Below are 10,843 nucleotides of genomic sequence, written 5' to 3'. Positions count from 1 at the left end.
AAAATCCGGGTTGGCCAATGTTGAGAATGTGGTGTGCTGCCTGGAGCTGTGCAGAGACTCTGTTTGCGATCAAGGCGCCCCTGTGGGAGCGAGCCTGCTCGCGAATGCTTTTCGCGAGCAGGCTCGCTCCCACGGTTGAAGTGCACAGATTGGGTCAGAAGGCATAATCAGCGGTCACGAAGAGCGAGCGCGGTTCGCCCATGATCCACTGCTGGCCGTTATTGTATTGGGTTACGGCGTACTGGCGGTTGAACAAATTGTTCAGGCGCACGCCCAGGGTGGTTTTAGGCAGCGCTTTCCAGCTGACGGTGGCGTCTACCACGGTGTAGCTCGGCAGCTCGACGGTGTTGGCGTAATCGGCATAACGCGAGTCGACATAGCGCACGCCGGCGCCGGCGTTCACGTCATCGGTCACGGCCTTGCTCAGCCACAGGTTGGCGGTACGGCGCGGCACGTCGGTGGGGCGGTTGCCTTTGCGAGAGACGGCCACGTCGTTCACGTTTTCATCGAATGTGTCGTATTGGGCGCGTACCACCGAGGCATTGGCCTGTAGCTGCCAGCGATGGGGCAGTTGCAGATCAAGGTTGGCTTCCAGGCCACTGGAGGACTGTTCGCCCACTTGTTGCGAGATGCCCGGATTGTTCGGGTCGGCCGTGATCAGGTCTTTCTTGACGATGTGATAAGCCGCCACTGTCCATTCGCCGCGCTGGTCCCAGAACATCTGCTTGAAGCCGATTTCGGTCTGGCGGGCGCGGGCCAGGTCAAAGCCCTGCTCGTCCGGGTAGAGGCTGATCAGCCCGGCCACACCGTCAACACTGGTGGCCTGCTGGGCATAGATCGACATGTCCGGCGTCAACTCATACACCAGCCCGACTTTCCAGCTATTGGCCGACAGACTGCGATCGCTGCGCGTGTCTTTGACCAGGTTATCGTTGTCCAGATGCACGATATCGCGGCGTACTCCCGTCACCAGCGACAGCTGATCGGTCAGTTCGGTGCGGTTTTCGGCAAACAGCGAGACCTGCTGGGTCGTGGTCTTGAACTGGTCAAGGTACGGCGAGCGGCTTTCGAATTGACCACGATCCGGGTGGTACAGGTCGATCGGCTGGCCGTTTGTATTCACATCGGTATACGGCGAGTTGCTGTGCAGGTTGAAGTGGATACGGTTGTAGTCCGCCCCCACCAGGGTTCTGCTTTTGAGGCCGAACAGGTCGTGGTTGAGGGTAAAGGTCTGGCGGTCGCCGACCTGCTCCTGCTCATGCTTGATGCTGAAGTAACCGCTGCGCAGCAAGGTCTGGCGGTCCTCATTCCAGGCATGGCGCTCGGCGTTCTGCCAACGGCGCTGGGCCTTGAGGTAATAAAGCTCGTTGCTGGCGCTGAGGTCGTCGCTGATCTGCCACTCGGTGTTCAGGCGCGTCCACTGGTCGTTGTAATGCAGCTTGGCATCACGCACGTTGTAGTTCTTGTCGCGCAGGCTCTTGTGATAATGGCCATTGATCAGCGGCACACCGAAGTCGTTCTTCGGCTCCTGGTCGCCGTAGTCGTGGCTCAGGGTGAATGCCAGGTCGTCGTTGGCCTGCCAGCGCAGGGCGGCACTGATAAAGGTGCTTTCGGAGTCGCCGTGGTCGATCCAGCCATTGCTCTGGATATGGTTGATATTCAACCGGTAGCTCAGGGTGTCGGTGAGTGAGCCGCCACTGTCCAGCGCCTGTTGGTGGGCATCGTAGGAGCCGTAGCCCAGGCGGACATGGTTCTCGATTTCGCCGCTGAAGGGCTTTTTCGGGATCACGTTGATCACCGCGCCGGTGGCACCTTCGCCATACAGCACCGAGGCAGGGCCGCGCAGCACGTCGATGCGCTCCACCGACCAGTCGTCCACCGGGAAGGTCACGGTGCCTGCGCCGCTGTACATGCGAATCCCGTCATACAACTGCATCACCGAACCCTGGCCGACAAAGCCGCGGGCCGAGTACGACGAGCCGCCGTTGCCCGGTGTGCCGGTGTTGCTGATGCCGGTGGTGCGTGTCACGGCGTCCTGCACACTGCGATCGCCACGGGCGCGGATTTGCGCGCCCGTCAGGCTTTCGACGCTGGCCGGGGTTTCGAGACTGTTGAGGTTCAGACGCGAACCGGCAGAGGTGGCGGTCTTGAGGTCGATGCTTTCAATGTCGACTTCAGGAGCAGTGATGCTCGCGGCGGGCAACATCAGGGAAGGGGCGCTGTCATCGGCCTGGGCGCTGTTGATCGCCAGCAGGCAGAGACTGGATAAAAGGTACGTGTTCATCGGGGCAGTGAGTCGCTTATTTCAAGAGGTGTCCCCGCTGCCTCCTGGCGGCGGGTGATAGAGCTTAAACGCTTTTGTTATACAGTAACATTTATTTCGCGCGTGATACTGACGTGCCATTATCGCAGTGGCTCAGGAATGCGCCACTCGGATGCCTCATGCGCATTATGAGAGGTGCTCACGTGGGCGTTTTTTGCGGATCAACAGCAGCAAACGATCAAGCACCCACACCGCAATCAAGGAGGCAGCCACCAGCGGGAACACAATTGCCAGGGCGATCATGATTGCAACGCCCGTTTTCCAGGTCGGTAAATCGTGCCGTAGAGGCGGCACGCCCAGACGGCCTTGGGGCCTGCGCTTCCACCAGATCACCAGGCCACTGATCGAGCTGAGGAGGATCATCAGGCACACCAGCAAGATTGCGATCTGGTTCAGCGAGCCGAAGAGTTTGCCCTCATGCAGCATCACGCCCATTTCAGTGGCACGGGCGACATTGCTGTAATGCTGCCAGCGCACATCCGCCAGCACCTGGCCGGTGTATTGATCAACGTGCAGGGTGGCATCGTTGCGCGGGTCGTCGGCGAAGACGGCCACGGTAAAGACGCCAGTGGCGGTGGTTGGCAGTGTGATGCTGTAGCCGGGTTCGACCTTGCGTGCGGTGGCGATGTCGACTACGTCTTGCAACGTGATGCCCGGTGCCGCAGGGCCGCTTGGCGTCGCGCCGTGGCCCATGTGCTCGGCGTGGGCACCGGAGACCGGCATCGGCGTGTTTTCCAGCGCCCAGGGCACGGTTTGACGGGTGGCGGTGTTGAGGCTGCGGGCTTCAATATCGGACGTGGGTACGTTGTTCCACATCGCTGCCGGGAACTGGTTCCACACGTCGGCGTATTGCTTGCCCCAGAAGCCGGTCCAGGTCATGCCGCTGATCAGCATGAACAGCAGCAGGGCTGCGCCCCAGAAACCGGTAACGGCGTGAAAGTCGCGCCACAGCGGGCGTGCGCGACGGCTCAGGCGCGGCCAGAGTATTCCGGCGGCCGATTGCCCTCGTGGCCACCACAGGTACAGGCCGGATACCACCAGCACCACCCCCCAGCCTGCGGCCAGTTCCACTAGCCGGTCGCCCAGGGTGCCGATCATCAGCTCGCCATGCAGTGCACGGGCCACGGCTTGCAGATTGAGCTTGGCGTCTTGCTCGCCCAGCACGTCGCCGTTGTACGGATTGATGAATACGTTGAGTTCGCGCCCGCCGTTGTGGAGCACGAACTGGGCGCTGCGCTCAAGATTGATGGGCGGCAGGTACTGGCTGATGTGGCCTTGTGGATAAGCGGCTTTCACGCGGTTGAGCTGCTCATCGGCGCTGAGGCTGTGATGGGCCGGGGTCACGTTGAGTAGATGGTCGTACATCAGGGAGTCAAGCTGGGGCTTGAACAGGTAGATAATCCCGGTCAGGGCTAGCAGGATCATGAAGGGGGCGACAAACAGCCCGGCATAGAAATGCCAGCGCCAGGCCAAGTTGTAGAAAGACGGTGTTGGTTGGCTCATGTGAGCGGCTCCGCAAGTTCAAAAATGTTGTTGTCAGCAATGCCCCTCACCCTGGCCCTCTCCCATCGGGAGAGGGTTGGGGTGAGGGCCTGGGGTTTATCAGAAACTCACATCCACCTTGGTCCAGAGCGTGCGACCCGGTTCATTGATCGCCCTGGGATCGTTGGCCGGGTAGCCGTAACCCGCGTTCCCCGCCATGTTCAGGTGCTCGCTGTAGTTTTTATCCAGCAAATTGTCGACTCCGGCGCTGACCTTGAGGTTTTTGTTGATGCGGTAGGCGCCATTGAGCGAGAACACCCCGAAACCTGCGCTCTTGTTGAAGTCCTTGCCCACGACGTTGCCCGCGTTGCGGTCGATGCGGTCCTGGGGGGCCACCACTCGCCACAAGGCGCCAGCACTCCAGTCGTCTTCGCTGTAGGTCAGGCCGAGGCGGGTATCCAGCGGCGGCATTTGTGGCAGTGCCTTGCCATCGCTGGTGTTTTTGCCCCAGGCATAGGCCAGGGTGGCGTCGGCCTTCCAGTTGGAGGTCAACTGATAAGCAGCACCCACTTCACCGCCCATGATCCGGGCGTTGATGTTCTGTGCCTGTGACGCGCCATTGGCGTAATCGAACAGGATGTAATCGCGGATTTCACCGGCATACACCGAGGCCCAGGCTTCCAGGTTTTGGGTTTTGTATTGCAGGCCCATATCGAGCTGGGTGGTTTTTTCGGGTTTGATGGCATCGAACGCGTTCACCGAGCCGGCCGGGCCTGAACTGGGCGAAAACAGTTCCCAGTAGTCCGGGAAGCGTTGGGTATGGCCAAGACCTGCGTAGAGCGTGGTCGGGCTGTCGGCCAGGTCGTGCTCATAGCGTACAAAGCCGCTGGGCAGGGTGTCGGCGCGGGTTTTGTCCAGGGTCGGGTTGGGTTTGCTCATCATTCCCGAGCCCAGGCGCGCCCGGTAATCCTTGGCAGAAGCTCGGTCCAGCCGCGCGCCGCTGATTACCCGGTCACGCTCGGCGGCGTACCAGGTCAGTTCGCCAAAAGCACCGTAGTTGTGGAAGTCGGCATCTTTGCTCCAGTTCTGATCCTTGTAGGTGTCGATGCCCATGCCGGAGCGTTTGCGGTGTTCGTTGGTTTGCGCGTCGATGCCGCTGATCAACTGGTAATCAGCCCAGCGCCAGGTGGCCTTGATTCGTGCGCCGAGGGTGCGGCGGTCGACGTTGGACGCCATCGGGCCTGCCATCATGCCGGTGCCCGACGGGGTGCGCAGGGTGTAGTTGTCCATCACATGGTCGGCGTAGTTGTAGTAGATCTGGGCTTCGATCGTGTCGAGAACGTCGCCGATATTGGACTTCTCAAACCGCAGCCCCAGGCTTTCTCGCTTGTACTGGCTGCCATCCATGCCGCGGCCTGCAGAGCGGGCTTCACCATCGCCCTTGCCAGCAGTCAGTTCCAGCAGGGTGTCGGCGTCCGGGGTCCAGCCGAGGGCGATATCGCCGTTCCACTTGTCGTAGCGCGAGGGCACGGTGTCGCCATTGCCGTCTTTGTAGTCGTCGGCATGGGCGGTGTTGCCGATCACCCGCACATAACCCAGCGGACCCCCGGCGGCGGCATCGATGGTTTTGTCGAAGCGGCCGTTGGAGCCGGCCAGCAGGCTGGCGTTGACCCGGGTGCCCAGTTCGCCGAAGTGCTCGGGCTCTCGTTCAAACAGGATGGTGCCCGCGGATGCGCCGGGGCCCCAAAGCACCGTTTGCGGGCCTTTGATCACGGTGAGCTTGTCGTAGGTTTCGGGGGAGATATAGGACGTTGGCGCGTCCATGCGGCCGGGGCAGGCACCGAGCATCATGCCGCCGTTGGTGAGGATGTTCAGGCGTGAACCGAACATGCCACGTAACACCGGGTCGCCGTTGGTGCCGCCGTTGCGAATCAGGGCGAAGCCGGGGATGGTTTTCAGGTAATCGCCACCATCACTGGCGGGCACCGGCTGGCGCGGATCTTTAGGGTTGGTGACGACGGTCAGGGGCGAACTGGGCGCGACGGCGGTAATCACCAAAGGGCTTAGCTCATTAGTGTGACCGGCATGTTCGTCGGCGACAGCGGTAGACGCCAGGATTGCGCAGCACAGGGTGCTAAGGGCAAAAGGCAAACGTGAGGCAGCAGTAAAACGGGACATAAGCATTCCAGTATTCAAGCGAGTACAACGCGGCCAGGAACCTGCGGCTGTCTTAAGCAGCGCATGCAGGTTGGCTCGATGAAGATGTTGTGTCGGTGCCTAAAGGAATACGGGCGGAGCTCGGGAGCGGGCGCCAGGGAAGACCGGTTGCCGGGCGTGGCCCAGTCGGGGGTTGGAGGCCAGATAACGTTCGGGTGCGGGCGCATCAAACAGCGCCAGGCCCACGCTGCCGGGGAGCGCTGGACAACTGAACAATAACGTGCAGTAGCCGCACTTTGCCCAGATGGCATGGTGGTCAGGGGAGGGTTGTTTATGTTCAGCGTGCGCAGACATGTCCATGCCCATATCCATCGACATGGGCATTGGCATGGAGTCGTGATGATCCATCGGCATCGACTGTGAAATCAGCGGACCGATAAAGATCATCAACATGGCAAACAGGCTCAGCCAACTGCCGCGAACGGGCGACATGGAGTGCCTGGCGCGAGGTTCGCGCACGGGGGTCAGAAACCTTGGCCGTTAGTGGGCGTGCATGTGTTCCATGCTGTCAGCCGGGGGCTGTTTCTGTACGTTGACTTGAACCGGTACGGCGCCGGCTTTTTCAAAGTGCAGGGTCAGCGGGAAGTGCTTGCCGTCCTGCAGCAGGCCGCGGTCTTTAAGGCCGAACATCATCACGTGGTACGCCATGGGCGCAAACGTGACCGTGCCACCGGGGGGTACTTCGACGCTGGTCACGGGCAGCATTTTCATCAAGTCGCCCTCCATCACGTGCTGATGCAGTTCTGCTTTATCGGCAATGGGGGTGTCGACGCTGATCAAACGGTCTGCGCTGTTGCCGGTGTTGTGGATCACGAAATAGGCGGCCACCGTTGGAGCGTTGGGCGGTAGCTCTTGCGACCACGGGTGGGCGATTTCAAGGTCGCCGCTTTTGTATTCATGGGCATTGGCAAAACAGGCAGGCAGCAACACAGCCGCCGCGATCACGACGTGCTTGAACAGGGAAAGGTTCAACATGGCAATTCTCCGGAACGATTCAAAACGCAAAGGGGTTGCGAGGATGAATCAGACCAGGGGCGAGGCGCGGGGGTTGAGGCTTGGCCATTGCTGGCGCGGGGTAGGACGTTTGAGGTGGTCAGGGACCTGGCTGTGACCATGCTCGATGGCCGCAAAGTACAGCGTTGGGATATGGGCGGGCAGGGCCACGACAGAGGCGGAACCCGAACAGCACCAGCAGTGCTGCATGGTGGAGTGATCGTCTTTCTGACTGTCGCCAGCGTCAACCTGGCCCAGCGACACGGCGACCATCTTGGTGCCGGTGGAGGTGCAAAAGCTGCTCCACATGAACTGTTCGGTTGAGGCTTGTTTAGTGTCACTCATCGCCCCGGCTGTCGACATGGCGAGCATGTTGAACAGCACTGCAAAGCAGGCGATCCAGGCAAATGCAAACCGTTGTCGGGACATGAGCAATTCCATGAGTGAAGCGATCAGGCGGCTATTTAGCCTGAATGATCGGCGTAAGTAAAAAGAGCGGGTGTGGCGAAGTGTCGCGCAAGTATAGCTAATGTGCGTTTTGTACTACTCATAGGGCTTTTCTGTGGGAGCGGGCTTGCTCGCGAAGACATACCTGACAGGCCTCGTCGTTTGCATAGCAGGCATGTCGCCCCGCAGCTCTCACTGGTAACGGGGTGTTCATAAAAGGGATGACTTACACATAACTTCCCCACGCCAACGCCTCCAGCACGTCCTTGGTCGTCAAAAACTCCCGATCCACCTGCGCCAACTCCGGCCGCTTGAGGATCAACACGGGCACCCCGCGTTCACGGGCCACTTCCAGCTTGGGTTCGGTGGCGCTGCTGCCGCTGTTTTTGCTGATCAGCACATCGATCTGCCGCCCCTCGAACAACGCTCGCTCCTGGTCGATCAGGAACGGTCCCCGTGCGCCGATCACTTCGCAGCGTTCATTGCCGGGATAGACGTCGAGGGCGCGCAAGGTCCAGAACTGCTGTTCGGGGATCTCATGCACATGCTCCAGCGGCTCGCGGCCCAAGGTAAGCAGCGGGCGCTTGAAAGGCTTGAGGGCTTGGACCAGTTCGGGCCAATCCGCCACTTCGCGCCAGTCATCCTGCGGTTGCGCAACCCACGCGGGGCGGCGCAAGGCCCAGCACGGGATGGCGCTGGCGGCTGCGGCCAACGCCGCGTTCTGGCTTATTTGCGCAGCGTAAGGGTGAGTGGCGTCCAGCAGCAAATCGATGCGCTCGTCGCGAATGTACCGGGCCAAACCTTCTGCACCGCCATAACCGCCCACCCGTACCTCGCAGGTCAGATCGGTCGGCACCCGCCCAACTCCGGCCAGGCTGTAGACGTGGTGCGGGCCCAGCGTGCGGGCGATGGCTAACGCTTCGGTGACGCCACCGAGCAACAGTATCCGCTTCATGCAAAGGCTCCTGCGTGGCCAACAATTGCGCCCTGGCGATCAATGGCAAACACTTCAATCTGCACCTGGGCAGGCACCACGCTGCGGGCAAAATCCAGTGCGTGCTGGCACACCGCATCCCCCAGCGCGATACCCACTGCGCTGGCCATTGCCAGCGCCTGCTGGCTGGTGTTGGCCTGGCGGATGGCGTCTTGCAGCGCGCTGTCTGCACCGATGGCGGCGGCCCACTCGGCCAGTTGCGGCAGGTCGATGCTGGAGTGGCGACTGTGCAAGTCCATATGCCCGGCAGCCAGTTTGCTGATTTTTCCGAAGCCGCCGCAAATGCTCAACTTATCCACAGGGACTTTGCGCAGGTGCTTGAGGACCGCGCCGACGAAGTCGCCCATTTCGATCAGGGCAATTTCCGGCAGGTTGTATACCCGGCGCATGGTGTCTTCACTGGCATTGCCGGTGCAGGCGGCGATATGCAGGTAACCATTGGTTTTGGCCACGTCGATGCCTTGATGGATCGAGGCGATATAGGCGGCGCAGGAAAACGGGCGGACGATGCCGCTGGTGCCCAGAATCGACAGCCCGCCGAGAATACCCAGGCGCGGATTCATGGTTTTCAGGGCCAGGGCTTCACCGTCCTGAACATTGACGGTGACGTCAAAGCCGCCGCCGTAACTCAGCTCGGCCGCCAATTGCTGCAAGTGATCAGTGATCATCTGGCGGGGTACCGGATTGATTGCCGGCTCGCCCACGTTCAGCACCAGCCCCGGACGGGTCACGGTGCCGACGCCATGTCCGGCGATAAAACCGATACCCGGTTCCGGGCGCAGGCGCACCCGCGAGTACAACAGTGCGCCGTGGGTGACGTCCGGGTCGTCGCCCGCATCCTTGATAGTGCCCGCTTCGGCGCCGTCTTCACTCAGGCGGCAGAACTCCAGGCGCATCTGCACCTTTTTACCTTTGGGCAAGGTGATTTCCACCGCGTCATGGCTGACGCCGCCCAGCAGCAAGCGGGCCGCAGCCAGGCTGGTGGCGGTGGCGCAGCTGCCGGTGGTCAGGCCACTGCGCAGCGGTGCGGGTTGTTCGGCGGTTTCGTCACGCATCGAGGGGTTTGGTCATGTCGAGAAGAGTAATAGGCAGCGCCTGGCGCCAGGTGTCGAACTCGCCTAAAGGTTGTGCCTGAGCGATATGAACCCGTGTCAGCTCGCCGCCGTGGCGTTCACGCCAACTCATCAAGAGCATTTCACTTTGCAGAGTGACGGCATTGGCCACCAGACGCCCGCCGGGCTTGAGCTGTTGCCAGCAGGTGTCGAGCACGCCTTCGCGGGTGACGCCGCCGCCGATAAAAACCGCGTCCGGGCGTTCGAGTCCTGCCAGGGCTTGCGGTGCCTTACCGCGAATCAGTTGCAGGCCGGGCACGCCCAGAGCATCGCGGTTGTGTTCAATCAGTTGCTGGCGCCCGGCATCGGCTTCAATCGCCAGGGTGCGACAACTGGGCCACGTGCGCATCCACTCGATGCCAATGGAGCCACTGCCCGCGCCCACGTCCCAGAGCAATTGACCGGGCAAGGGGGCAAGGCGGGCGAGGGTGATGGCGCGCACGTCGCGTTTGGTCAACTGGCCATCATGGGCAAAGGCGCTGTCGGGGAGCCCGCCCGTGCGTGACAGCGGCTGGGCGGTGTCATCGGCCAGGCAGTCGATAGCGATCAAATTGAGCGCGGCGATGGGCGGATCGCTCCAGTCATTGGCGGTGGCCTCGACCTGCCGTTCGGCGGGGCCACCCACGTGTTCCAGTACGTGCAGGCGGCTGGGGCCGAAACCACGTTCGCGCAACAAAGCGGCAATAGCAGCAGGGCTTTTGCCGTCGTTGCTCAAAACCAGCAAGCGCACGCCACTGTGCAGGTGGGCATTGAGGGCCGCCACCGGGCGCGCCACCACTGACAGCGTGACCACGTCCTGCAGCGGCCAGCCCAGGCGGGCGGCAGCCAGTGAGAAGGATGACGGTGACGACAGCACCTGCATCTCATCACTGGCAATCACTCGCGCCAGGCTGGCGCCGACACCGAACAGCATCGGGTCGCCGCTGGCCAGAACGCAGACCGGCTGGCCGCGCAATGCCAGTACCGGCGCCAGGGAAAACGGGCTTGGCCAGGCTTGGCGTTCGGCGCGAATGCAGGCAGGCAGCAGGTTGAGCTGACGCTGGGCGCCGAATACGGTGGTTGCGCCGAGCAAGGTGCGACGCGCATTTTTTCCCAGCCCGCTAAAGCCGTCTTCACCGATTCCCACAATTGTTAGCCAGGGCGACATGCCAATCCTCTTGTATAACGCCAAATGTTCCATCCGCCAGCAGGTTTGCACGACCGCGCGAATACAGGCCGCATGATAGCGCAGCCTCGGGCTGCAGATGCCTTGTGCATTCATTCCGTCCGGCAGGC

General features: G+C 61.6%; 9 protein-coding genes. All 9 read right to left on the bottom strand.

Features of this window, described 5'->3' with window-relative positions; translation table 11 throughout:
- Positions 1 to 154 precede the first annotated feature (154 nt).
- Positions 155 to 2,284 carry a TonB-dependent receptor gene (locus TU76_RS17365; RefSeq protein ID WP_048352207.1) on the bottom strand — a complete coding sequence of 710 codons (2,130 nt, stop codon included), beginning with the start codon at positions 2,282 to 2,284 and terminating at the stop codon, positions 155 to 157.
- A gap of 165 nt (positions 2,285 to 2,449) precedes the next feature.
- Positions 2,450 to 3,826: a PepSY-associated TM helix domain-containing protein gene (locus TU76_RS17360; RefSeq protein ID WP_048352206.1), complete on the bottom strand. Its 1,377-nt coding sequence runs from the start codon at positions 3,824 to 3,826 to the stop codon at positions 2,450 to 2,452.
- A 99-nt stretch (positions 3,827 to 3,925) separates the two neighbouring features.
- Positions 3,926 to 5,983, bottom strand: coding sequence for a TonB-dependent copper receptor (locus tag TU76_RS17355; protein WP_019826846.1), 2,058 nt, complete (start codon positions 5,981 to 5,983; stop codon positions 3,926 to 3,928).
- A 99-nt stretch (positions 5,984 to 6,082) separates the two neighbouring features.
- Positions 6,083 to 6,454, bottom strand: a complete 372-nt coding sequence (locus TU76_RS17350; RefSeq protein ID WP_048352205.1) for a DUF2946 domain-containing protein — start codon at positions 6,452 to 6,454, stop codon at positions 6,083 to 6,085.
- A gap of 48 nt (positions 6,455 to 6,502) precedes the next feature.
- Positions 6,503 to 6,997: a copper chaperone PCu(A)C gene (locus tag TU76_RS17345; protein WP_048352204.1), complete on the bottom strand. Its 495-nt coding sequence runs from the start codon at positions 6,995 to 6,997 to the stop codon at positions 6,503 to 6,505.
- 48 nt (positions 6,998 to 7,045) lie between these two features.
- Positions 7,046 to 7,444 carry a DUF2946 domain-containing protein gene (locus TU76_RS17340; protein ID WP_046810048.1) on the bottom strand — a complete coding sequence of 133 codons (399 nt, stop codon included), beginning with the start codon at positions 7,442 to 7,444 and terminating at the stop codon, positions 7,046 to 7,048.
- A 244-nt stretch (positions 7,445 to 7,688) separates the two neighbouring features.
- Positions 7,689 to 8,417: a cobalt-precorrin-6A reductase gene (locus TU76_RS17335; RefSeq protein WP_048352203.1), complete on the bottom strand. Its 729-nt coding sequence runs from the start codon at positions 8,415 to 8,417 to the stop codon at positions 7,689 to 7,691.
- Complete coding sequence (locus TU76_RS17330; RefSeq protein WP_019826854.1) at positions 8,414 to 9,511, bottom strand: cobalt-precorrin-5B (C(1))-methyltransferase; 1,098 nt, start codon at positions 9,509 to 9,511, stop codon at positions 8,414 to 8,416. The genes TU76_RS17335 and TU76_RS17330 overlap by 4 nt, the downstream gene beginning before the upstream one ends.
- Positions 9,504 to 10,715 carry a bifunctional cobalt-precorrin-7 (C(5))-methyltransferase/cobalt-precorrin-6B (C(15))-methyltransferase gene (locus TU76_RS17325; protein ID WP_019826856.1) on the bottom strand — a complete coding sequence of 404 codons (1,212 nt, stop codon included), beginning with the start codon at positions 10,713 to 10,715 and terminating at the stop codon, positions 9,504 to 9,506. Before TU76_RS17325 ends, TU76_RS17330 begins: the two co-directional genes overlap by 8 nt.
- Positions 10,716 to 10,843 lie beyond the last annotated feature (128 nt).

The sequence above is a fragment of the Pseudomonas psychrophila genome, assembly GCF_001043005.1.
Taxonomy (GTDB): domain Bacteria; phylum Pseudomonadota; class Gammaproteobacteria; order Pseudomonadales; family Pseudomonadaceae; genus Aquipseudomonas; species Aquipseudomonas psychrophila.
This window is presented reverse-complemented; position numbering and strand designations above follow the sequence as displayed.

Excerpts from the sequence above, each read along its gene's own strand:
- TU76_RS17365 (WP_048352207.1), bottom strand. The coding sequence starts at position 2,284 with ATGAACACGTACCTTTTATCCAGTCTCTGCCTGCTGGCGATCAACAGC.
- TU76_RS17360 (WP_048352206.1), bottom strand. The coding sequence starts at position 3,826 with ATGAGCCAACCAACACCGTCTTTCTACAACTTGGCCTGGCGCTGGCAT.
- TU76_RS17355 (WP_019826846.1), bottom strand. The coding sequence starts at position 5,983 with ATGTCCCGTTTTACTGCTGCCTCACGTTTGCCTTTTGCCCTTAGCACC.
- TU76_RS17350 (WP_048352205.1), bottom strand. The coding sequence starts at position 6,454 with ATGTCGCCCGTTCGCGGCAGTTGGCTGAGCCTGTTTGCCATGTTGATG.
- TU76_RS17345 (WP_048352204.1), bottom strand. The coding sequence starts at position 6,997 with ATGTTGAACCTTTCCCTGTTCAAGCACGTCGTGATCGCGGCGGCTGTG.
- TU76_RS17340 (WP_046810048.1), bottom strand. The coding sequence starts at position 7,444 with ATGTCCCGACAACGGTTTGCATTTGCCTGGATCGCCTGCTTTGCAGTG.
- TU76_RS17335 (WP_048352203.1), bottom strand. The coding sequence starts at position 8,417 with ATGAAGCGGATACTGTTGCTCGGTGGCGTCACCGAAGCGTTAGCCATC.
- TU76_RS17330 (WP_019826854.1), bottom strand. The coding sequence starts at position 9,511 with ATGCGTGACGAAACCGCCGAACAACCCGCACCGCTGCGCAGTGGCCTG.
- TU76_RS17325 (WP_019826856.1), bottom strand. The coding sequence starts at position 10,715 with ATGTCGCCCTGGCTAACAATTGTGGGAATCGGTGAAGACGGCTTTAGC.